The 23839-nt window shown below is 74.2% G+C and carries 14 protein-coding genes; 1 reads left to right on the forward strand and 13 read right to left on the reverse strand.

Annotated elements, in window-relative coordinates:
- From ACYU8V_RS21565 to ACYU8V_RS21595, 7 genes are all read right to left on the reverse strand, one after another.
- Positions 1-715: hypothetical protein (locus ACYU8V_RS21565; protein WP_460850296.1), on the reverse strand; the 715-nt coding region annotated here is incomplete at its 3' end.
- A 1-nt stretch (position 716) separates the two neighbouring features.
- Positions 717-1517, reverse strand: coding sequence for a phosphotransferase family protein (locus tag ACYU8V_RS21570; RefSeq protein WP_460850297.1), 801 nt, complete (start codon positions 1515-1517; stop codon positions 717-719).
- Positions 1514-2704: a glycosyltransferase gene (locus tag ACYU8V_RS21575; protein ID WP_460850298.1), complete on the reverse strand. Its 1191-nt coding sequence runs from the start codon at positions 2702-2704 to the stop codon at positions 1514-1516. The genes ACYU8V_RS21570 and ACYU8V_RS21575 overlap by 4 nt, the downstream gene beginning before the upstream one ends.
- Before the next feature lies 1 nt (position 2705).
- Complete coding sequence (locus ACYU8V_RS21580; RefSeq protein WP_460850299.1) at positions 2706-3611, reverse strand: alpha/beta fold hydrolase; 906 nt, start codon at positions 3609-3611, stop codon at positions 2706-2708.
- Positions 3604-3921, reverse strand: coding sequence for a hypothetical protein (locus ACYU8V_RS21585; protein WP_460850300.1), 318 nt, complete (start codon positions 3919-3921; stop codon positions 3604-3606). Before ACYU8V_RS21585 ends, ACYU8V_RS21580 begins: the two co-directional genes overlap by 8 nt.
- A 1-nt stretch (position 3922) precedes the next feature.
- Complete coding sequence (locus tag ACYU8V_RS21590; RefSeq protein WP_460850301.1) at positions 3923-8263, reverse strand: beta-ketoacyl synthase N-terminal-like domain-containing protein; 4341 nt, start codon at positions 8261-8263, stop codon at positions 3923-3925.
- A 3-nt stretch (positions 8264-8266) separates the two neighbouring features.
- Positions 8267-15343: an SDR family NAD(P)-dependent oxidoreductase gene (locus tag ACYU8V_RS21595; RefSeq protein ID WP_460850302.1), complete on the reverse strand. Its 7077-nt coding sequence runs from the start codon at positions 15341-15343 to the stop codon at positions 8267-8269.
- Positions 15344-16146: 803 nt separating this feature from the next.
- Here ACYU8V_RS21595 and ACYU8V_RS21600 point away from each other — a divergent pair.
- Positions 16147-16413 (forward strand): hypothetical protein, encoded by a 267-nt coding sequence (locus ACYU8V_RS21600; protein ID WP_460850303.1) that lies wholly within the window; start codon positions 16147-16149, stop codon positions 16411-16413.
- A 531-nt stretch (positions 16414-16944) separates the two neighbouring features.
- Here the strand turns inward: ACYU8V_RS21600 and acs are convergent.
- The 6 genes from acs to ACYU8V_RS21630 all read right to left on the reverse strand — a co-directional run bounded on the left by acs (position 16945) and on the right by ACYU8V_RS21630 (position 23634).
- Positions 16945-18915 carry an acetate--CoA ligase gene (acs, locus tag ACYU8V_RS21605; protein WP_460850304.1) on the reverse strand — a complete coding sequence of 657 codons (1971 nt, stop codon included), beginning with the start codon at positions 18913-18915 and terminating at the stop codon, positions 16945-16947.
- Positions 18916-19051: 136 nt separating this feature from the next.
- On the reverse strand, positions 19052-19651 hold the full coding sequence (locus ACYU8V_RS21610) for an acetate uptake transporter (RefSeq protein WP_460850305.1): 600 nt from the start codon (positions 19649-19651) through the stop codon (positions 19052-19054).
- 258 nt (positions 19652-19909) lie between these two features.
- Entirely contained in the window at positions 19910-21421 is a 1512-nt protein-coding gene (locus ACYU8V_RS21615) for a sodium/solute symporter (protein ID WP_460850306.1), read from the reverse strand.
- Positions 21418-21732 (reverse strand): DUF485 domain-containing protein, encoded by a 315-nt coding sequence (locus ACYU8V_RS21620; RefSeq protein ID WP_460850307.1) that lies wholly within the window; start codon positions 21730-21732, stop codon positions 21418-21420. Before ACYU8V_RS21620 ends, ACYU8V_RS21615 begins: the two co-directional genes overlap by 4 nt.
- A 67-nt stretch (positions 21733-21799) precedes the next feature.
- The gene (locus ACYU8V_RS21625; RefSeq protein WP_460850308.1) at positions 21800-22528 is read right to left on the reverse strand and encodes a LytR/AlgR family response regulator transcription factor; all 729 of its coding nucleotides are present in this window, start codon (positions 22526-22528) and stop codon (positions 21800-21802) included.
- Entirely contained in the window at positions 22525-23634 is a 1110-nt protein-coding gene (locus ACYU8V_RS21630; RefSeq protein WP_460850309.1) for a sensor histidine kinase, read from the reverse strand. The genes ACYU8V_RS21625 and ACYU8V_RS21630 overlap by 4 nt, the downstream gene beginning before the upstream one ends.
- Between the last annotated feature and the right edge of the window lie 205 nt (positions 23635-23839).

A 23839-nucleotide genomic window follows, 5' to 3' on the forward strand; every position in this document is an offset into this window, starting at 1 on the left:
CGGCGGAGCGGCCGAGCAGGTCGCGCCATCGGCCGCGCGGGCGGGCGACGGGGCCGGCGGTGGCGAGCAGCCGGTGTGCCTGGTAGGCGGCGAGCGCGGCCATCCCGAGGCGTCCCCGCCTCGCCCCGCGCAGCAGGAGGGCGAGGGCGGCCACCCGCGCGAGGAGGGCGATCCAGCTCGACTCGCCGTAGGCCCGGCGCAGCCGCTCCCAGGCGCCGTCCCGGCCGGCGCGGGCACGCAGGCCGGGGGCGAGGGCGTGGGCGCACCGGGTCGGCGCGTGCTCCTTGAGGGCGACGGCCAGGGACGTGAGCTCGAGCTCGCCGAGGTCGGTGCGCGGCTCGACGCCGGTGCGCTCGAGGAGGTCCTCGGACACGACCATCGCGTGGCCCGCGGTCCGGCCGGTGGCCAGCACGTCGCCGGCGTACGTCGCCGGGTCGAGCTGCCCGAGCAGGGCCAGCAGCCGCTCGGCGGGGAGGTCGGCGGGGACCAGGTCGAGCACCTGGAGCCCGCGCGGTCGCGCATGGGCGACCGCGGCGGCGAGGGTGGCCGGGGTGACGTGGACGCCGTCAGCGGCGATGAGCCGGTAGCCGGCGACCTCCCCCGCGACGGGGTGCTCGTCGAGGACGGGGAGGGCCGCGACCCGTCGCCGCGCCCGCACCGCGGTCAGGGTGAGGGTGGCGGCGGTGGCGCCGGTGGTCCAGCTGGTCCGGGGCATGTCAGGTCCTCTCGGTTCGGTCGGGATCGGCGGAGGGGACCAGGTCGGCGAACCGCACGGCCAGGTCGTCGCGGAAGGACCGCACGGTGGCCGCGGCCGTCGCGGGGTCCCAGGTGCAGTAGGGCTCGGAGGACAGCAGCGGCGTGGCCAGCAGCCGGCACGCGTGGAAGGCCGCCCAGCAGCCCAGCCGGTGCGGGTCGGGGTGGCCGGCGACGGCCGCGTAGCCGGCCCGGTAGCCGTTGAGCAGGAAGCTGCGGGCCACCTTCATCAGGGTCCGGCGGCCCGGGTCGTCGGAGAGGTACGCCGACGCCCAGAACCCGAGCTCGGTGAAGGCCACGTCGTACTCGCGGTCGGAGAGGACCGCGCCCGCCCATCCGCCGACCGCCACCGCGCGGTGGTCGGCCGGGTCGAAGCGCACCGTGACCGGGGTGAAGTCGCCGTGGCAGGGCACCGGCTCCAGCGGCCCCGGGTCGATGGCGCGCAGCCGGGCGAGCATCGCGCGCACCAGGCCGGTGTCGACCTCGGGCTCGGGGTCGGCGAGGGAGTCCTCGATCCGGTCGAGGGCCGCGGACCAGGTGACGGTCGGCCCGGGTGCGTCCGTGGCCGGCCGCGCGTGCACCCAGGCCTGGAGCTGGCCGAGCGCGACGGTGAGGCCCGGGATGGCGGCCGGGTCGGCGTCCATCACCTCGTAGCAGGGGACCAGGCCCTCGGTCGCCGTGGGCACGGCGCTGCGGGCGGCCCAGTCCAGCCACGCGGACTCGGCCTCGGTCGTGGGCGCGGTGGTCGCGGTGGTCGCGGTCATGCCGGGACCGCCGCCCCGACCAGCTGCCCGATCCGGTCCGCGGCCGCGGCGACGCCACCGGCGGCGGCGTACGACTCCTGGACCCGGCGCGCGCCCTCGCTGAACGAAGGCTCGCCCAGCACCGCGGAGATCGCCTCCCGCATCTGGGGTACGCCGACCCTGCCGAACCGCACGCGCAGGCCGGCGCCGGCGGCGACCACCTGGTCGGCGATGGTCGGCTGGTCGTCGCGGATCGGCGCGAGCACCATCGGCACCCCCAGCGCCAGGCTCTCGCTGACGGTGTTCTGGCCGCCGTGGGACACGACGGCCGAGGCGAGGCGGAGCAGCGGCAGCTGCGGCACCCATTCGCGCACCAGGACGTTGGCCGGCGGGTCCGGCACGAACGAGCGGGGCGCCACCATCACGGCCTGCACGTCGAGGCCGGCCAGCGCCTCCGCGGTGACCTCGAAGAAGCGGCGTCCGGTGACGGCGTTGACCGAGCCGAGCGAGACCAGCACCAAGGGCCGCTCGGGGTCGAGGAGGTCCCAGTCGAAGGTCTCGTCGACCCGGCGCTCGGCCAGGGCGGGGCCGACGAAGGCGTAGTGACCGGGGAAGGTCCGGTCCGGTCCGACCAGGGCCTCGGTGGAGAAGAGCACCACCAGGTGCGGGGAGAACCGGGGGTCCACGTCGGCCGCCCGGTCGGCCGGCACGCCCGCGCGGACCAGGAAGTCCTGGACCATGCCGTGGCGCCACTCCTCGACCTGCGGCATGTCGCTCGCGGGGTTGGACAGCTCCCCGGTGGTGGTGGCGGAGGTGACCCACGGGATCCCGCGCGCCTCGGCGACCGCGGCCCCGGCGATCGCCTGCTGGTCGGCGACGATCACGTCCGGCGCGACCTCGTCGACGACCCGCTCGAGGCTCGGCAGCATGTCGTCGGCCAGCGGCAGGATGAAGTCGTTCCACAGGAACCGCAGCGCCGCCATGCCGCGCAGCGGCACGGTCTGCTCGCCGATCGCGTCGAGCAGCGGCTGCGGCATCCGCTCCGCGGCCGCGGCGAAGCGGGCGCCCACGGGCAGCCGCTTCTGCACGAAGTCGCGGTGCCCGGTCCAGGTGACGGTGTGGCCGTGCCGGGCGAGCTCGGCGCCCAGGGCGAGCGTGGGGTTCAGGTGCCCGGTCAGGGGCGGCACCACGATGAGGACCCGCGCCATCTCAGACCTCCACCTGCGCGGCCTCGCGACGCGCGTTGAGCGACTCGAGGAAGCTCTCGACGTGGCGCTTGTTCTGCGCGCCGTCGCCCTCGCCCGCGCCCGGCAGGATCCGCCGCCGGCGACCCGGCACGTCGGTGCCGGCCTCGACCCGCTCGAACCAGTCGGCGACCAGGCCGCGCATCGTGCGGGTCGCCTCCATCATCGCCGAGTGCGAGCAGTCCGAGATGACGTCCAGCTCGCAGCGGGGGAGGTACGTCGCGAGCTGCTCCGCGCGGTCGATGACGTCGGAATACTCGCCATACACGGCGTACGCCGGGCACCCGATCCCCGCCAGGTCCGCGGGCGACATGGCCCGCCCGGCGGCGAAGTCGTCGACGATGGTGGTGGTGTTGACCAGCGAGTCGACGGTCCTGACCAGCGAGGCCAGCTTGCGCGGCGGCCGGTCGGCGAGCCACGCGCCGAGGTCGATGTCGCGGATCCCGAAGCCGGCCAGCTCGAGCTGCTCGGCGATGTGCCGCCCCCAGCCCGGGACGGCGACGTGGGCCTCGACCAGGACCAGGCCGCGGACCCGCTCGGGGCAGCGCCGGGCCGCCTCGAGGGCGATGGTGCCGCCGAAGCTGTTGCCGAGCAGGTAGACGGGCTCGGTGATGTCGAGCCGGTCGAGGAGTCCCCCCAGGTCCTCGACCGCCTGGTCGATGCCGTAGCCGGTCGGCGGCCGCTCGGTGCGGCCGTGGCCGCGCAGGTCGTAGAGCAGCACCTGCAGGTGGTCGGCGACCCCGGGGGCGAGGGCGTAGTAGAGGCTGGACAGGTTGTCGATGACCAGGCCGTGGATCATCACCACGGTCCGATCGCCCTGTCCGGCCCGCTGGTAGTGCACGCGCAGGCCGCCGACGTCGATGTCAGGCACGGCCCGCCCCGCCGCTCACCTCGTCGTGGATGAAGCCGACCAGCTGCCCGACGGTGAGCGAGATGATCTGGTCGACGTCGAGGCCGGAGAACCAGCCGACGAAGTCGACGTTGTCGCCGTACCGCTGCTGGAGCAGCTCGCTGAGCCGGACGAACTCGATGCTCTCCAGCTCGATGTCGTCGGCGAACGAGGTCTGCATGGTCACCTCGACGTCGAGCTCGTACTCCTCGCCGATCACCTCGTCGAGCAGGACCGTGACCGTCGCGAGGATCTGCTCCGGCGACGGCGTCACCTCGGTCACCTCGGTCACCTCATGGGTGCTCTGCTGTGTAGCTGACAACGAACTCTCCTTCCGGTGTGGTCTCCGTCGTGCTGCGGACCCACTGGTCGCCGATCCGCAGCCACGCGCCGTCGATCTCGACGACCTCGAAGTCCTTGGGGCGGCCGCGCAGGCCGGTCCCGCGGGCCTTGGCGACGGCCTCCTTGGCCGTCCACAGCCGGGTCACCCACCGGTCGTGGTCGTGCGCCCGGCCCAGCGCCTGCTCGCCCTCGGTGAGCACCAGCTCGGCGAACCGCTCCGAGCGCGGTGCCACCGGCTCCAGGTCGATGCCGACGTCGCGGCCCTCCGCGACGATCGCCACGGCGACCGACCCGGAGTGCGCGATCGAGAGCCGCAGGTCGGCGTCGCCGGGGTGCCGGGGACGGGGCCGGCCGGCCTCGTCGTTGTCGACGGTGACCTCGACGGGGTAGATCGGCGGGTGCCCGTGGTCCCACAGCCAGGCCCGTACGGCGTCCTTCGCGGCGACCCGGCCGAGCAGCCAGCCCTTCTTCCCGCGCGGCGGGCGGGCGTCGTACCGGGCGCGCTCGGTGGCGTCGAGGTGGCGGCGCATCATCAGCTCGCGGTTCGCGGGCGAGGAGGAGTCGTGGACCAGCCAGCAGTCCCCGCGGCGCTCGGAGGTGGTCGAGACCTCGGGGTGGTTGATCTGGTCCAGCGAGCGCTGGTCGCCCTCGAAGCGGCGGTCGGTGAAGTGGGTGACCCTCGCCCACAGCCGGCCGTCGGCGGCGGCGACCTCGAAGGTGCCCTTGGCGACGGTGCGCTCCATCTCCGCGATGTGGACGTACGCCGACAGCTCCGCCCCCGGCTCGGGATGCGGGCCGTACAGGTCGATCCGGTCGATCCGGAACGGGAAGGCCATCCGGTCCTCGGTGCTCATCAGCGAGATCCAGTAGCCGAACAGCTGGCCGACCGCGTCCAGCAGCGCCCCGGGCGCCGGGAGTGCGACCACCGTGGCCGCGAGGCCGTCGTCGCCGAAGGCCCGCGTCTCCTTGATGCCCTGGAACTGCGGCCCGTGGAACATCCAGCGCTGCTCGTAGATCTCGCGGCCGGTGTGCGGCGGCCGGCGCTCGCCCGCGATGAGCACCGGGCTCGCGGCCGGCGCCTCGGGGTAGGCCTCGGCGAGCCGGATCCTCGCCCGGAAGTGGCTCTCGATGGTCACCTCGACCGTGCCCGGCGTCGTCTCCTGGGTGCGCAGCACGACCGTGACGGCGGGCTCGGCCAGCAGCCAGCGCACGGCCACGGCGTCCTCGACGGCCACCGCGACCCGGCCGCCGCCGACCCGCTCGGCCGCCCGGATCGCCAGCTCCACCATGGCCGTCATCGGCACCACGGGGAACCGGTCGCCCAGCGGGCTGTGGGCGGGCTGCCGGATCAGGCAGTGGTCGACCAGCCACGGCATCGTCGCCACCGAGACGTCGAGCTCGGTCCGGCTGTCGGCCGGGGGGTGGGTGCGCTGGAGGGGCGTGGAGGGCCGGGCGGGCGCGGCCAGGGCCGACGCCACGGCACGGCCCGCCTCGGTCGCCGCGCGGAGCGTGGCGGACAGCTCGGCGAGGACCGGGTCGTCGCCGAGGTCGCCGAGGTCGCCGAGGTCGCCGAGGGTGGCGGTCGCCGGACGGTACGGCGCGAGGGCCGGGCGCACCAGGTCCGCGTCGAAGCGCAGCCGCACCGTCGGCGTACGCCGGGCGGGGGCGGGCTTGGGCACGACGACCTCGCGCGGGGCGAGCCCGGCGAGGTCGACCGGAGCACCCTCGACCCACAGCGCCGCGGCGGCGCGGGTCAGCTGGGCGAGCGCGGGCCGGCCGCGGTCCGCGGCGGCCACGGCGAGGTGCTCCCGGCCGCCGAGCGTGTCGCCCACGAAGCCGGTGAGGGCCCCGACGCCGACCTGGACGAAGGCGCGCACGCCGTGGGCGTGCAGGTCCTCGACGGTCTCGCGGAAGCGCACCGGCTCCACGAACAGCCGGTTGGCGAGCGCGCGGATGCCGGCCTCGTCGCCGGGGAACGGGCGGGCCGTCACGCCGGACCAGAGTGGCACCCGCGGCGGCTCCAGCGGGAGGTCCGCGACGCGGCCGAGGAAGCCCTCGACGTGGTCGGCGAACATCGGGGTGTGGAAGCCGGTGCGGAACGGCAGCTGGTGGCAGATCACCCGCTGCTCGACCAGCCGGGCGCGGACCGCGGCGATGGCCTCGTCCGGGCCGCACAGGATCGCCTGGTGCGGGCAGTTGTCGTGGGAGACCACCACCTCGCCCCCGTGACCGGTGGCGGCGATGGCCTCCCGTGCCGTGGCGACGTCGCAGCCGACCATCAGGTAGGCCGGGTCGGGGAAGTGCATGTCGTAGCCGGTGACGCCGTGCACGAAGTCGTCGACGCGGGACTCGGCGATCACGCCGGTCACCATCATCGCGGTCCACTCGCCGAGGCTGTGGCCGACGACCGCGTCCGGCGCGACGCCGAGCTCGCCCAGCGCCGCGGTGAGGGCCCGCCCGGACTGGACCAGGCCGGTGGCCTCGCGGCCGATGTCGCTGACCGAGGGGTGTCGGGGGATGTCGAGCCCGAACTGCTCCAGCACGTCCCCGACCTCGGTCACGCCCGCGCCCTCGAGGCCGGGGCAGAGGAGCGCGACCTTGCCGCCGGCTGCCAGCAGGCCCGACGGCGAGAACCAGATGTCGTTGCGCCCGCGCCAGGCCGCTCCCTTCGCGACCACCTGCCGCGCCAGCTTCAGCCGGCGCGGGTCCGGGTCGGCGATCGCCACGCGGACCGGGCCGGTGCCGACGCGGTCGAGTGCGGAGCCGGCGAGGACGGCGTCGTCGTCCTCCAGCAGGGCCAGTACGTCGGCGGCCGACCCACCCGCGGCGACGAAGAGCCGGGTGGGGGCGGGGGCCGTGTGCGCTGCCGCGGGGGCGGTCGCGCGGCGGACGGGTCGCGGATCGGCGTACTCCTCCAGCACGACGTGCCCGTTGATGCCGCCGAAGCCGAAGGCGTTGACCCCGGCGCGTCGCGGCGTGGCGCCGGCCTCCCAGGGCGTGGCCTCGCGGACCGGTGCGAGGCGCGTGCCTGCGAGGTCGGGGTGCGGCTCGTCGCAGTGCAGGGTCGGTGGCAGCACGCCGTGGTGCAGGGCGAGCGTGGTCTTGATGAAGCCCGCGATCCCGGCGGCCGGCATCGCGTGGCCGATCATCGACTTCACCGAGCCCAGGCCGACCGGCGGATCGGTGCGGGGGTCGCCGTTGACGACCTGGCGCAGCGTGGCGAGCTCGGCGGCGTCGCCGGCCGCGGTCGCCGTACCGTGCCCCTCGACCAGCCCGACCGTGTGCGGGTCGAGGCCGGCGGCTCGCCAGGCCGCCTCGACGGCCCGGACCTGGCCCTGGCTGGAGGGGCTCATCAGCGAGCCGGAGCGGCCGTCGCTGGCGAGGCCGACGCCGCGGATGACCGCATAGATGCGGTCTCCTGAGCGTTCGGCGTCGGCGAGCCGCTTGAGGACGACCATGCCGGTGCCCTCGCCGATGACGATGCCGTCGGCCTTGCGGTCGTAGGGCCGGATCCGCTCGGCGCGGCTGAGCGCGCCGAGCTGGGAGAAGACGCTCCACAGCGACACGTCGTGACAGTGGTGCACCCCGCCGGCCAGCATCACGTCGGCGCGGCCGGACAGGAGCGCGTCGGTCGCGTGGGAGAGCGCCACGAGCGAGCTCGCGCAGGCCGCGTCGACGGTGTACGCCGGGCCGTGCAGGTCGAGCCGGTTCGCGGTGCGGGACGCGACCAGGTTCGGCACGATGTCGATCGCCGACTCCGGCGCCGCGATGCCGAGCTCGGCCTGGAAGCGCGCCTTGAGGTCGCGCAGGCCGTCCTCGCCCATCTCGGGCAGGACCGCCCGCACCACCTCCACGAGCTGCTGCGCGGTGTGCACGCGGTGCGAGAGCCGCGCGGTCGCGGGCGTGATGTAGCCGCCGCGCCCGATCACCACGCCGTAGCGCTCCGGGTTCTCCGGTGCCGGGCCGATGCCGGCATCGGCGAGCGCCCGGGCGGCGGTGGCGAGGGCCAGCAGCTGGTCGGGCTCGGCGTCGCGGGCGGTCGCCGGCATCACGCCGTACGACGCCGCCTCGAACTCCACCTCCGGGATGAACCCGCCGCGCCGGCAGTAGAACCGGTCGACCGCGCGGTCGGCGGGGTCGTCGGTGAAGAACACCGGGTCGATGCGCGTGGGCGGCACGGCCGAGATCGCGTCGACGCCGCCGAGGATGTTGCTCCAGAACGTGTCCACGTCGGGTGCTCCGGGGAAGACGGCCGCCATCCCGACGACCGCGATCCCCTCCTCCGGGCGCACGGCTCAGGCCTTCTGCAGCTGTGCGGCGGGCTGCAGCGCCATCGCCTCGACCGCGGCGCACATCGCCACGACCTCGGCCTCGGGCAGGCCGCGCGCGATCTCGTCGAGCAGCAGGGCGACGCCGTCGGCGGGCTCGATCAGGCCGATGCCGCGCCGGGCGTACTCCCGGGCGAGGTCCGGGGTGACCATGCCGCCGCCGGCCCAAGGGCCCCAGTCCACCGCCAGCACCCGCGGACCGATGCCGGTCGCGGCGGCCCGGCGGGCGAGCCCGGCCAGCGCCGCGTTGGCGGCCGCGTAGTCGACCTGGCCGGTGTTGCCGAAGCAGCCGGCGACGCTGGCGAAGAGCACCAGGAACGACTCGCGATCCAGGGACCGGGCGAGCGCCGCGGTCGGCGGCACCTTGGTGCCGAAGACCCGCGCGAAGGACTCCGGGGTCTTGTCGCGGATCAGCTTGTCCTCGCGTACGCCGGCGGCGTGCACGATCCCCGCGATCCGGCCGTGCCGCTCGCGGATCCCGTCCAGGACAGCGGTCAGCGCGACCGGGTCGGCGACGTCAGCGGCGTGGTAGCCCACCGACGAGGCGTGCTCGCGCAGCAGCGCCAGGTTGGCCGTGATCTCGCGCGCGGCCAGCACCTGGGCGACCTCCGCCTCGATCTCGCCGGGTCGCTTCAACTCGCCGTGGTCGAGGATCGCGCGACGCAGCGCGGGAGCGTCCTCGGCACCGGAGAGGTACGCCGCCTCCGGCCCGGTCGGCAGCGGCGAGCGGCCGAGCAGCTCGACCGCGCAGTGGTAGCGACGGGCGAGCGCGACGGCGGTGGCGGCGCCGATCCCGCGAGCACCGCCGGTCACCACGACCACCGAGTCGGTGACCAGGGAGAACGGCCGGCCGGCGACGTGCGCCTCGGCGGGCTCGGTGGCGAGGGTGACCGTGCGGTCGCCGTACAGGCCGAGCTCGAGGGGTGGCTGCGCGTCGCGCAGGACGCCGACCAGCCGCTCGGCCAGGCGTCGTACGCCGGCGGCGGGGTCGACGTCCACCACCCGGGCGCGCACGCCCAGCTCGCGGGCGAAGGTCTTCACCATGCCCGCCGCCGCGGAGCCGGTCGTGACCTGCTCCTCGCTGCCGACGGCACCCTCCATCGCGAACGCCCCGCCCATCGCGGTCACCACGACCAGCTCGGTCACCCCGGCGGCGGTGGCGGCCCGCAGCCGCTCGAACAGGGCGACGACGGCCGCACCCGGGTCGGAGGCGGGCGCCAGTCCGGAGAGGTCCAGCAGTGTCGTCGTACCGGCGCTCACCGGGTCGCTGCCGGAGGCGAGCTCGACCCGCGCTCCCTCGTCCACGATCAGCTCGTGCAGGAAGTGGTTGAGCTGCGGCTCGCCGCCCACGATCGTGATGGCGAGACCGGCCAGCGACCGCTCCACCGTGATCGCGGGGGCATCGGCCAGGCGAGGGACGAAGCGGCCGAGCGCGGCGGCCCCCGCCACCGCCGGCTCGTCCGCTCCGGCCTCCCTCTCCTCGCAAGGAGTCCCGGCCGGCCGCTCCTCCCGGTGGCCGGCCGGGGACTCGCTGTGGTCGCGGATCCAGTCCGCCATCGCGGCGATGGTCTTGACGAGGGACAGCTCCTCGACGGCGGCGTCGCGGTCGGCTCCGTCCCCTCCCAGGATCCCGATGGTGCGGGCGAGCTCGCCCACGATCTCGATGCGCTTGATCGAGTCGACGCTGAGCTCGGCCTCGAGGTCGAGGCCGGGCTCGAGCATCTCCACCGGGTAGCCGGTCCGCTCCGCAACGACGGCCGCGATGGTCCGGACCAGGTCGTCGCGGCCCATCACCGCGGGGACGGGAGCGGGGGCCGCGGCGTCGGCGCCCTCCGCGGCGTCGGCGCCCTCCGCGCCCTCCGCGTGCTCCAGGATCCAGTCCGCCATCGCGGCGATGGTCTTGACCAGGGACAGCTCCTCCACGGCAGTCCCGTCCGCGCCGCCGGCCCCCGGGATGCCGACGGTGCGGGCGAGCTCGCCCACGATCTCGACGCGCTTGATCGAGTCGACGCTGAGCTCGGCCTCGAGGTCCAGGTCGGGCTCGAGCATCTCCGTGGGATAGCCGGTGCGGTCGGCCACCACCGCGACGATCGCGGCGACGAGGTCCCCGCGCTCGAGGCGGCCGGGTCGCGCCGGCTCCGGGGTGGGTGCGACCGGCGGGACGACGGTGGCGGCAGCCGGCAGGGGTAGGTCCAGCGTCCTCTCCGTCGCCTCGCCGGCCACGATCGAGGGGCGCGGGTACGTCGCGCCGTCGGCGCCGAGCAGCGCCAGCATGATGTCGCGCTGGGAGTCCACGAGGTCGCGCATGCCGCGCAGGTACTCGGTGACCAGTCGCTCGCGCTCGCCACCGGCGGGGGCCGCGGCCACGGAGGCCGTGGCGGCCGAGAGGTCGATCGCCGAGCTGACCGTCGCGGGCAGCAGCGACCCGGGCACCGGCTCGCCGTCCGCGGTCCGCACCTGCGCACCGTCGATGACGTACGCCGCCCGGCGCGGGGTCCGGCTCGCGTCGACGACCACCGCATCGCGGCCCTCGAACAGCGGCGCCAGGTCCACCGGCCGCCCGAGCGCCGCGAGCTCGGCCAGGGCCAGCAGGAAGCGGCGGATGCCGGGCTCGCCCGGCACGTCGCAGGCGATGGTGGTGTGCGGCAGGTCGCCGAGGATCGTGTCGACGAGCTGGGACAGGACGCGGCCCGGACCGGCCTCGACGAAGACGCCGACCCCGGCGTCGTACATGGCCTTGATCTGGGTGCGGAACGAGACCGGTGCCGTGACCTGGCGCGCGAGCAGGGCGCGCACGCCGTCGGCCTCCGCGGGGTACGGCGCCGCGGTGGTGTTGGACCACACGGGGATGCGCGGCGGGGCGACCCGCATGGCGCCCAGCCGCTCGGCGAGCGTCGCCGACGCGGCCGCGAGGACGGGTGTGTGGAACGCGCACGCGACCGGGATCCGGCGCGCGGCGAGACCACGCTCGGCGAGCCGCGCGACCGCCGCCTCGACGGCCGGTGTCGGGCCGGAGATCACGCACTGGCGCGGGGAGTTGTCGTTGGCGACCACCACGCCGGGGTCCTCGCCGAGGGCCTCGACCACGTCGGGCGCGCTCGCGCTGACGGCCGCCATGGTGCCGGGATCGTCGGCGGGGGAGGCGTCCAGGATGGCCTGACCGCGGGCGCGGGCGAGCGCCGCGAGCTCGTGGCTCGGGAACGCGTCGGCGACGGCGAGCGCGGTCAGCTCCCCGAAGCTGTGCCCGGCGACGGTGTCCGGCCGGACGCCGCAGCGGGCCAGCAGGTCGGTCAGGGCGAGCTCGACGACGCCCAGCGCGGGCTGCGCGACCCGGGTGTCGGTGAGCGCGGCGGCCTGCGCAGCGCGGTCCTCGCCGAAGGCGGCCGGCGGGAAGATCCGCCCGGCCAGGCCGGTGTCGGCGGCGGCGAGGTGGCTGCGGATGCCGGGGAACGCGACGAGCAGGTCGCCGAGCATGTGGACGCGCTGGCTGCCCTGGCCGGGGAAGAGGAACGCGACGTCGCCGTGCTCCGCGTCGGCGGTGCCGCGCACGACACCCTCGTGCTCGCGCCCGTTGCGTACGGCGTCGAGCTGCGCCGCGAGCTGGTCGAGGCTCTCGGCGACCAGCGCAGCCGCCACCGGGGTCGCCGGTGCCGTCTCGTAGGCGGTCCGGGCGAGGTCGCGCAGCCGCCACGGCCGCCCGCCCGCGTCGTTGGCCCGCAGCAGCGCCTCGATCCGGTCGACGTCGCGACCGATGGTGGCGGGGTCGCCGTGCAGCAGGAAGAGCTCCGCCGGCCAGGCGTCCAGGCCGTGCTGCGGGTCGTCGCCGCCCTTGTATCCGGACACGACGGCGTGGAAGTTCGCGCCGCCGAACCCGAAGGCGCTGACGGCCGCGGTGCGGTCGTCGGTCAGCCAGGGGCGGGGACGGTCGTTGAAGACGAACGGGCTCTGCGCCGCGTCGTACGCCGGAGCGGGCTGGTCGAGCCGGGTCGGCGGCAGCACCGCGCGGTTGACCGAGGCGACCACCTTGATCAGACCGGCCAGACCGGCCGCGCACTTGGTGTGGCCGATCTGGGACTTGACCGAGCCGAGGGTCACCGTTCCCGACCCGGCGCCGCGCTCGGCGTACACATCGGTGAGGGTGGCGAGCTCGGTGCGGTCGCCGACGACGGTGCCGGTGCCGTGGGCCTCGACCAGGCCGACCATCGGCGGCTCGACTCCGGCGTCCTCGTAGGCGCGCTCGAGGGCGCGGCGCTGGCCGGCGGCGCGGGGCGCGGTGAGGCCGAGGCTGCGGCCGTCGCTGGCGGCGGCGACCGCATCGATGACGGCGAGGATCCGGTCGCCGTCGCGCTCGGCGTCGTCGAGCCGCTTGAGCACCACGCAGGCCACGCCCTCGCCGAGGGCGATGCCGTCGGCGGCGGCATCGAACGGCCGGCAGCGGCCCGTCGGCGACAGCGCCTGGGTGGCGCTGAACAGGGCGTAGTCGTGGATGCCGTTGTGCAGGTCGACGGCACCGCACAGCGCCATGTCGGCCGCGCCGGTGGTGAGCTCGCGACACGCGGCGGCGAGGGCCGCGAGGGAGGAGCCACAGGCGGCGTCGACGGTGTAGTTGGCGCCGCCGAGGTCCAGCCGGTTGGCGATCCGGCCGGCGATGACGTTGGACAGCACGCCGGGGAAGGAGTCCTCGGTGAGCTCCGGCAGCACGTCGTGCAGCTCCGGCGGCAGGGTCTCGGTGAACTGGGCCAGCGCCGTGCGCAGCCCGTAGGCCTGGGCGAGGTCGGTGCCGGCCTCGGCGCCGAAGACGACGCTGGTCCGCTCGCGGTCGAACTCGCGCACGGCGTACCCGGCGTCGGCGAGGGCCTGCGAGGCGACCTGCAGGCTGATCAGCTGGTCGGTGCCGATCGAGGACAGCGACCGCGGCGGGATCCCGTAGTCGGTCGGCTCGAACGGGACCCCGGGCAGGAACCCGCCCCACTTCGAGGTGGTGGTGGGCCGTCCGTCGGCGGAGACGCCGTCTGGCCGGTAGAAGCGCGCGGCGTCCCACCGCTCGGCGGGCACCTCGGAGACCTGGTCGGTGCGCTCGAGGACGTTGGACCAGAACTCGTCGACGCCCTGGGCGCCGGGGAACACGCAGGCCATGCCGATGATGGCGATCCGCAGCGGCCGCGCCGGGCGCGGGGTGCGGGCGGCCGGGGCGAGCTCCTCCAGCAGGGGTACCGATCCGGCGCTGACCCGCTCGTGCAGCTGGGCGACGGTGCTCGTGGACCGGTGCAGCGCCGCGACCTGGCCGAGCATGAACATGCCCTCGCGCCGGATCGCGTCCTCGTCGACCTCGACGAGCTCGCCGCCCTCGCGGACCAGGCCCTTGGCGGCGATCCGCAGCCGGCCGAGGTTGAGCGCCTCGAGCTCGTCCCACATGGCGCGAGGTTCGGCGCCCTCCTGCTCGAGCTCGGTACGCCGGGCCTCGAACGCCGCCACGAAGTCGCTCGCCGCGCAGCGGGTGGCGTGCCCGGGCGCGGTCTCGACGAGGACGGTGTCCTCGCAGTCCAGCGCCGCCTGCTGGAAGACGTCGCTGATCGCACCGCTGACGACGGCCTCCTCGGTGAAGAGGTACGCCGTCCCCATCAGCACGCCGATCCGCGCACCCCGCGCGGTCAGCGGGGCGGCCATCGCCGCCACCATGGCGGCCGACCGGTCGTCGTGGATGCCGCCGGCGAAGAGCACCTCGACCCCGCTGAGGTCGGGCTCCTGGAGCAGCCGGGTGATCTGCTGCTCCCACAGCACGAAGCTGGAGCGCGGCCCGACATGGCCGCCGCACTCGCGGCCCTCGAAGACGAAGCGGCGCGCGCCCGCGTGCAGGAACTGGTCCAGCAGGCCGGGGGAGGGCACGTGCAGGAAGGTCGGGATCCCGGCCTCCTCCAGGGGCGCGGCCTGCGAGGGCCGGCCACCGGCGACCAGCGCCATCGGCGGGCGCAGCTCGCGGATCACGGCCAGCTGCTCGGCCCGCAGCTCGGGCGGCACGAAGCCGAGCACCCCCACTCCCCACGGTCCGTCGCCGACGGCCGTGCGGGTGTCCTCCATCAGGGCGCGCACCTCCGCGCCGGGCAGCAGCGAGAGCGCCAGGAACGGCATCGCGCCGGCGGACGACACGGCCGCCGCGAACGCGGCACGGTCGCTCACCCGGGTCATCGGGCCCTGCGCGATCGGGTACGTCGTACCGAAGCTCGCCGCCACGCCGTTGCCGGGTGCCAGCGGCTGGTGCTCGGCCGCGAGGGCGAGGTGCTCCTGGATCGCCGTACGCACGGACTGGACGATGCCGCCCACGCTGACGTGGGCCGCGGCGAACGGGACCGCGAAGGCGGCGTCCTGGCCGACCTCGACGTCGTCGGGGCAGCCGGGGCGGCGCAGCACCCGCCGGCCGTCGACGACCGTCGTGTCGCCGCCGTCGGACGGGGTGATGGCGCGACGCAGCGGGGTGGGGAGCGTGCTCTCGGTGGTGAGGGCGACCTGGACGTCGAGGACCACGCCGCGGGCACCGCCGGCGATGGCGGCCGATGCGGTGTGCGGTCCGATCCCGCCGTGCGCCCACACCGGCACCTCGACCTCGGCGAGCAGCCGCTGCAGCAGCACGAAGGCGGACTCCTCGCCCACCCGGCCGCCGGTCTCGCTGCCCTTGGCGATCAGCCCGTCGGCGCCGGCCGCGACGGCGGCGCGCGCCTCCTCGAGCGAGACGACCTCGACCAGCCGCCGGCGGTCGCCGGTCAGGGCGACGTCGTCCAGCAGGCCGACGTCGCCGACCACGATCGTGGTGACGGCCGCGGAGAGCGAGACGGCGCAGGCCGAGCGCGTCGCGATGCGTACGCCGAACCCGCCGCTGTAGCGCTTCTCGACCAGGCGCAGCTCCGCGCGGGCAGCGCCGCTGCCGTCCCCGAGGTCCAGGACACCGAGTGCCCCGGCCCGGCCTGCTCCGACGACGATCCGGCCGTCCGGCCGACCGGCCGGCGACACCACGACGATCTGGTCCTGCGACTCGCTCTGTCCACGCATGGGACGCCCCCTCAACCCTGGGCCGGGAACGTGGCTTCGTTCCTGTTCGGGGTAGGGCTATCACCGCGTCCGGAGGCCGCAACAGGGCTTCCGGGCCGCCGGAGTGATCCGCGACACGATCCGGTCCCGGAATTGTCATCGGGGTGATGAGGGGGTGTCGGCGGGGATGCCTCCGGAGGCCCGGAATTGTCACCTCCGGGGCCGCCGCTCTCGGCGCGTCTCGGAGGCGTCGGCGAGCAGCGTGCTCAGCCTGCGATGGTGTTGGTGAGAATGAGAGCGTCGCCCCGTCGCGTGGGCCAGCTCGGAACCCGATCGAAGGCACGATGGCTCACGCGTCAGATGGCCGTGGCCGCAGACCAGCGGACCAGACATCTGGGTCGGACATGATCGACATGACTGGAGGCCCGAGTGCCCGCGCATTCGCAACCTGTGCCCTACTTCCCGGACCCCCTGCCCTCGTGCAGGACCCTGGGATTGGCCAACCGTCCGGGCCCGGGCCAGGACGATGTGACCGCATTGCTCCGCAACATCGCGGACATGATCGATCGGCTGCCTCCTTCGACGATCTTGGACGTGGTGATCAGCGGTAACGAGGTGACGGAGCATGGCCCCTGGTGGAAGGCAGTCGTCTACTTCGCTACCGATTCCGATGAAGCTTCGTCCTGATCCGGCGTCGCAGGAGGACACGTGGACGAAGGGGGCATCGATGACGACCGGACCGAAGGAGCGGATCATGGCGACGTCGGATCTGCTCGCCTCCCGGTCGGCCGCGCGGCGCTGAGCCGCAGCCTGCGACTGGCGCGATGAGGTACCTCATCTGGCGGCTCCGGTCCGCCGACCCGCGGCTCGCCGTCGCGTTCGTGACCATCGCCGTGAGCGGAGGCGCGCTCCTGGTCACGGGCCTGGCGAGCGGAGATGGGCACACCGTCCTCAGAACGGCGCTGATGGTGCTTCTGGCCGTGGCGTGGTTCTTCGCGCCGTTCGCCTGGTTCCTCGCCACCAGGAATCGGAACGGCGAGACCGCCTCGCGACATCGCGACGAGCCGCGCCCGCCGTGGCTCCCTCGCTGACGGCACCGATGTCGGGCGACCCGAGCCGTCCAAGATCTATGGAGGGTCCGAAGCGCTCGCCCCGCACCGTCGTTCGCGTCTCCGACTCGCCGCTCTGTTCACGACCACCAGGACCATGCAGACGCTGGTGACGAGCCAGGCCGACTCGCTGTCCCAGTCCGTAGCGAGGAAGCCAACAGCCACCGACACGGTCAGGTACAGCCCGGATGCCCCCAACAGAGATGCAGCCAACGGCGATCTCCCGGCGCGCCATTGCTGTGCGGAAGCGAGCAACGTGACGACCGCGGCGAACGCGAAGACGATGACCACGGGCGCAACGAGAAGGTCTCGGATCGTCATCGTGTCTGAGTCTGCCACTGGCGCTCGGGTGGTCGGGGCTCTTCGCAACTACCGGTGAGGCAGGGGAGCGCTATGCGTCGACCTCCTCCCCAACCCCGTCATCGGGGCCAGGACAGGTGAGTCCTGATCCGATGTCGAAGAAACCGACCGCCGGCCCCGGGTCGGGACCGGCGGCCGTGTCTGGCTGGGTGGTCAGTCCTCGGTGGAGGTGGCCTGGCCCGCCGAGATCAGGCTCATGATGTTGGCGTCGGCCAGGGTGGTGGTATCCCCGACCTCGCGCTTCTCGGCGACGTCGCGGAGCAGGCGGCGCATGATCTTGCCCGAGCGGGTCTTGGGCAGCTCGGGGACGATCATGATCTCGCGGGGCTTGGCGATCGGGCCGATCTCCTTGCGGACGTGGTCGGAGAGCTCCTTGATGATGCCGGGTCCGCCGTCGCCCGCCTCGTTGCGCAGGATCACGTAGGCGACCACGGCCTGGCCGGTGTCGGCGTCGGTGGCGCCCACGACCGCGGCCTCGGCGACCTTGGGGTGGGAGACCAGCGCGGACTCGATCTCGGTGGTGGAGAGCCGGTGGCCGGACACGTTCATCACGTCGTCGACCCGGCCGAGCACCCAGATGTCGCCGTCGGTGTCCTTCTTGGCGCCGTCGCCGGCGAAGTAGTAGCCGAGGTCCTTGAAGCGCGACCAGTAGGTGTCGACGTACCGCTGGTCGTCGCCCCAGATGGTGCGCAGCATCGAGGGCCACGGCGAGGTGACGACGAGGTAGCCGCCCGAGCCGTTCGGCACGGACTTGCCGTCGTCGTCAACCACGTCGGCGGTGATGCCGGGGATGCCGATCATCGCCGAGCCGGGCTTGCCGTGGGTGACGCCGGGCAGCGGGCTGATCATGATCGCGCCGGTCTCGGTCTGCCACCAGGTGTCGACCACGGGGGTACGGTCGCCGCCGATGACGTGGCGGTACCAGACGTAGGCCTCGGGGTTGATCGGCTCACCGACCGAGCCCAGGATCCGCAGCGAGGACATGTCGAACCCGTCGGGGACGTCGTGGCCCTGCTTCATGAAGGACCGGATCGCGGTCGGGGCGGTGTAGAAGATCGAGACCTTGTTGTCCTGGATGATCTTCCACCAGCGACCCGGCTCGGGGGAGTCCGGCGTGCCCTCGTAGAGGACCTGCGTCACGCCGTTGGCCAGCGGCCCGTAGACGATGTAGGAGTGGCCGGTGACCCAGCCGATGTCCGCCGTACACCAGTAGACGTCGTCGTCCTTGAGGTCGAAGACGGCGTGGTGGGTGAACGCGGCCTGGGTCAGGTAGCCGCCGGTGGTGTGCAGGATGCCCTTGGGCTTGCCGGTGGTGCCGGAGGTGTACATGACGTAGAGCGGGTGCTCGGCGTCGAAGGCCTCCGGGGTGTGCTGGTCCGAGGCGCCGTCGACGGCGTCGTGCCACCACACGTCGACGGAGTCGTCCCACGCGACCTCCTGTCCGGTACGCCGGACCACGAGCACCTTCTCGACCACATCGGTCTTGGTGCGGGCCTCGTCCACGGCCGGCTTCAGCGCGGCCGCCGACCCGCGGCGGTAGCCGCCGTCGGAGGTCACGACCACCTTCGCCTGGCAGTCGTCGAGCCGGGAGGCCAGGGCGTCGGCGGAGAACCCGCCGAAGACCACCGTGTGGGGAGCGCCGATGCGGGCGCAGGCCAGCATCGTGATCACGGCCTCGGGGATCATCGGCATGTAGATCGCGACCCGGTCACCGGTCGCCACACCGAGCGCGGTGAGCGCGTTGGCGGCCTTGGACACCTCCCGCTGCAGGTCGGCGTAGGTCAGGTCCCGGGTGTCGCCCTCGGGCTCGCCGACCCAGTGGATCGCGACCTTGTCGCCGCGACCGGCCTCGACGTGCCGGTCCACGCAGTTGTACGCCGCGTTCAGCCTCCCGCCCGTGAACCACTTGTAGAACGGCGGGTTGTCGTCGTCGAGGACCCGGTCCCACTTCGTGTCCCAGGTCAGCCGCTCGGCCGCGGCGGCCCAGTAGCCCTCCCGGTCGGCGGCCGCGGCGTCGTACGCGTCGGGCTTCACGTTGGCGTTCGCCGCCAGCTCGGCCGGCGGCTCGAAGCGTCGGTCTTCCTTCAGCAGGTTCGCGAGGGTCTCGCTGTCGCTCACGGTCATCTCTCCTGGTTCGCGGTGGATCGCGGTGTGCCTCTGCTCACAGTAGGCACTCGGGCCAGTGTCCCGGCAAGGGGTTGCAACACGGTTGCGTTCCCCTGCCGGGACACCTCGGTGGTGGGGGTGCTCAGGCGGTCGATCAGCCGAAGGTCGTGGGCAGGATCGGGCGGTTGAAGGTCGATGCGGTGACGCCGGCGAAGGACGCGTACCAGGCGGCCACGGCGGTGCCGAGGCCGAACCAGCCGCCGACCTTGACCAGGCCCTTGGCGGCCTCGAGGTCGCCGAAGGCGAGCAGGAAGAAGGTGATCGTCAGCAGGATGAACACCAGGGCGACGGCGTGGTTCCCGGTGCCGAGCGAGGCCACCAGCATGTAGGCGGTGAAGATGCCCCAGGCCAGGAGGAACAGCCCGACCCCCTTGCCGACATCGCCCTCGGCGACGCCGGACAGGTCGGTGTGGCCGGTGAGGTACCAGAACGAGATCCAGAAGGCGCCGTACGACGTGAACGCCGTCGCGCCGAAGGTGTTGCCCTTGGCGAACTCCCACATGCCGGCCAGGATCTGCGCGATGCCGCCGTAGGCCAGCGCGAGGCCGAAGACGACCGGCTCGGCCTTGAACAGGCCGGTGTTCATGAAGCTCAGGACGAACGTGGTGAGCGCGAACGCCGCCAGCCCGAGGGGGGCCGGGTCGGCGAGGTGGGCGCCCCGGGCGACCGGCGTGGTCGCGGGCATCTCAGACATCTCGACTCCTTTGATCGGTGCCGGCGGGGGTGCGGTGTCGCTGGCCGGTGATCCGACGCTAGGGATGATGTGACCGCGCTCACAGAGGGTCGGGGCCGTGGCTCGGCGGGCGGCGCCGATCCTGCGCCGACCGCGCGAGCGCGCTGCGCCGAGCGGTCGATCCCGCACGACGAACGGCACGCGAGTTCTGGCTTGTGGTCAGCCGAAACCCTGGCTTCGGCTGACCACAAGCCAGAACTCGCGGGAGAGAGAGGGGGGTCAGTCGGCGCCGCGGGCCCGGAAGCCGCCCCGGTCCACCGCGATCGCCTCGGGGGTGTGCAGGCGGACCAGGGTGCGGGCGACGTGGGCGGGCCGCGTGTGGCGGGTGGCGAGGGAGACACCGACCATCACCGCGAAGGCCAGCGGGACCGTGCAGAGGGCGGGCTGGGCGAGGACGTCGGCGAGGAAGCCGTGGGCGTGGACCCCGACGGTCGCGGCCACCACGGCCGCGGTCGACAGGCCGCCGCCGACGGCGAGGCCGGCGATCGCGCCGCGGGCGGTCAGGCCGCGCCACCAGATGCCGAGCAGCAGCAGCGGGCAGAAGGTCGAGGCCGACACCGCGAACGCCAGCTCCACGGCATGCGCGACGGCGAGGCCGGAGCTGGCCGCGGTCAGGACCAGCGCGCCGACCGTCGCGAGCACCGCTCCCACGCGGAACGCCGGCACGGCACCGATCCGGCGCCCGATCAGGTCCTGCCCGACCACGCCAGCGATCGACACGATCAGGCCCGAGGACGTCGACAGGAACGCCGCGAAGGCGCCCGCCGCCAGCACCGCGGTCAGTACGTCGCCGAGCTCGCCGCCGACGATCGTGCGGGGCAGGCCGAGGATGAGCGAGTCGGTGTTGCCGATCCCGCTGCCCAGGTACCCGCGCGCGAGGGCGGCGTACACCGGCGGGAGGACGTAGAAGCAGCTGAGCAGGCCGATCACCGCGATCGTCGTACGGCGTGCGGTGCGGCCGTCGTTGTTCGTGTAGAACCGCACGACCACGTGCGGCAGGCCCATGGTGCCGAGGAACGTCGCCGCGATCAGCGAGTAGGTCAGGTAGAGGGTGTGGTGGCCGGCGGTCCAGTCGGTCGCCCAGTCGGCGCCGTGGATCCGGCGTACCGCCCCTGCCGTGCCGCCGCCCCTCAGCACCAGGAACACCGCGAGAGGGACCAGCAGGGCGGTGAGCTTCACCCAGTACTGGACGGCCTGGACCAGGGTGATCGAGCGCATGCCGCCCGCCGCCACCGAGAGCAGTACGACGACGCCGACCGCCGCGGCCCCGACCCAGGTGGGGGCGCCGGTCAGGATCCGCACGGTCAGGCCGGCGCCGCGCAACTGCGGCACCAGGTAGAGCACGCCGATCAGCACGACCAGCACGCTCGACACCGCCCGCGCGCGGGACGACTCCAGCCGGAACTCCGCGAAGTCCGGCACCGTGTAGGCCCGCGACCGGCGCAGCGGCGCGGCGACGAAGAGCAGCAGGACCAGGTAGCCGGCCGTCCACCCGACGGGGTACCAGAGCATGTCCGGGCCGCGCGCCGCGATCAGCCCGGCCACGCCGAGGAAGGAGGCGGCGGAGAGATACTCGCCGCTGATCGCGGCGGCGTTCACTGTCGGGCCGACGGTGCGCGAGGCGACGTAGAAGTCGCTGGTGGTGCGCGAGATCCGCAGCCCGAACGCGCCGACGGTGAGGGTGAGCACCGCGACCGCGGTGATCGCGGCGACGCTGAGCGTGCCGCTCACCGGTCGCTCCAGGGCGGCTCCTGCGCGACCAGCTCCCCGAACGAGCGCTCGTTGAGCTCGGCCCGCCGCACATAGAGGACGGCGAGCGCCACCAGCACCGGGTAGCAGCCGGCACCCAGCACCACCCACTGCAGCGGTACGCCGAGCACCCGGTGCGCCGCGAGGCCGGGCCACGCCGCCACGACCAGCGGCAGCGAGCCGATGGTGAGCAGCAGCAGCGCGAGCACGCCGAGCGCGAGCCGCAGCTGGCTGCGCATCAGGGAGCGGATGTAGATGTCGCCGACCACGGTCTGCGCGTCGATCTCGGCCACCACGGTGCTCCGCCGCGGACGGCCCCGCCGCGGCCCGGTCACCCGGACCCGGGCCTGGTTCACTGGTTCACCCCTCGCCCCGGCGGGTGCGGCGCAGCTGCTCGCGCAGCGCGGGGGTGAGCCGGCGGGAGACGGGGAGCTCGCGGTCGCCGACCCGCACGGTGAGCCGGCCGGCGGTCTCGTGGATGGCGTCGACGTGCGGCAGGGCCACGAGGAACGAGCGGTGGATCCGCACGAAGCCGTGGTCGCGCCACCTCTCCTCGAGGGCGCTGATCGGCAGCCGCACCAGGTGCGACCCGGTCGCGGTGTGCAGCCGGCTGTAGTCGCCCTGCACCTCCACGAAGAGCACGTCGGCGCGCTGCACGAAGCGGGTCACGCCGCCGAGCTCGACCGCGATCGCGTCGTCCGCCGGGCGGGAAGGGACGGGATCGGGACCGGCCGGGCGCTCGAGGATCCGGCGTACCGCCTCCCGCAGCCGCTCGGTCCGCACCGGCTTGAGCAGGTAGTCGACCGCGTGCAGGTCGAAGGCGTCCACGGCGTGCTCGGCGTGGGCCGTCACGAACACGATCGCGGGCGGCGTCGGTGCCCGCCCGATGACAGCGGCGAGGTCCAGCCCGGACAGCCCCGGCATGGCGACGTCCAGGAACACCGCGTCGTACGCCGCCGACCGCAGCTCGGCCACGGCGTCGGTCGCCACGTTGCAGCCGGTCACGGAGTCGACCCGCTCGTCGCCGGAGAGCAGGTAGACCAGCTCGTCCAGCGCCGGCCTCTCGTCGTCGACCACCAGGACCCTCACGGACGCACCCCCGCGGCGTACTTGGGGACCCGGACGATCACCTTCGTGCCGGCGCCGGGCGCGGTCTCGACCACGAGGCCGTAGTCGTCGCCGAAGCTGGAGCGCAGCCGCTCGTCGACGTTGGCGAGCCCGACGGAGTCCAGGGACACGTCGCCCGCGAGCACCCGGCGGATCCGCTCGGGGTCCTCGCCGACCCCGTCGTCCTCGATGGTGATGACGGCCTCGCGGTCCAGGTCGCGGGCCTGGATCGTGACCGACCCGCCCTCGGGCTTGCCGGCGATGCCGTGCCGCACGGCGTTCTCGACCAGCGGCTGCAGCGACAGCACGGGGATGACCACGGGCAGCACCTCGGGAGCGATCTGCAGGGTGACCTCGAGCCGGGAGCCGAACCGCGCCTGCTCGAGCACCAGGTAGCGCTGGATCGACTGCAGCTCCTCCTCCAGCGTCGTGTAGTCGCCGAGCTGGCGGAAGGAGTAGCGGGTGAAGTCGGCGAAGTCGACCAGCAGGTCGCGCGCCCGGTCCGGGTCGGTGCGGACGAAGGACGCGATCGCGGTGAGCGAGTTGTAGATGAAGTGCGGCGAGATCTGGGCGCGCAGGGCCCGCACCTCGGCGGCCATCAGCCGCTGCCGCGAGCTCTCCAGCTCGCCGAGCTCGAGCTGCCCCGACACCCAGCGCGCGACCTCAGTGGCGGCGCGGACCCGGCTCGCCGAGGCACTCGCGCAGAAGACCTGCAGCGTCCCGACCACGCGCTCCTCGACGACCAGCGGCGCCAGGATCGCCTCCCGCAGCGGGCACTGCGGGTCGCCGCAGTCGAAGCGGCCGTGCGGCACCACGGTCGTGCCGCCGTACGCCGCCGCCTCGTCGGCCAGCCCGGCGGCGTACCTGGCGTGCGTGGGGCGCTCGCCGTCCCAGGCCAGCATCCGGCTGAGGTCGGTGACCGCGACCGCGGGCGCGGACAGCAGGGCGCGCATGTGCCGGGCTGACTGCTCGGCGCTGGCCTCGGTCAGGCCGCCGCGCAGCGCTCCCGTCATCAGGGACGCGGTGTGCAGGGTGCGGAACGTGGCGCGATCGGCCTGGCTGCCGAGCTGCCCGCGCCTGCCGAACACCCCGTCTCCTTCCGTTGCCAGTGGCCCCGGTCACAGTATCGGCGCACTAGGGTCGGACCGTGGCGTACGACGGTCGCGGCTCGGCGTGGGAGCGCTATCGACCGCCGGGCCGGCGCCGGCCTGAGACCGACGTACAGCCCTATGACCCGCCCGAGCACCCGGCGCCCGCCCCCGGGCGCCGCCCGCGGCCGCGCCGCCGGGCCGC

Source organism: Nocardioides ultimimeridianus, assembly GCF_054777895.1.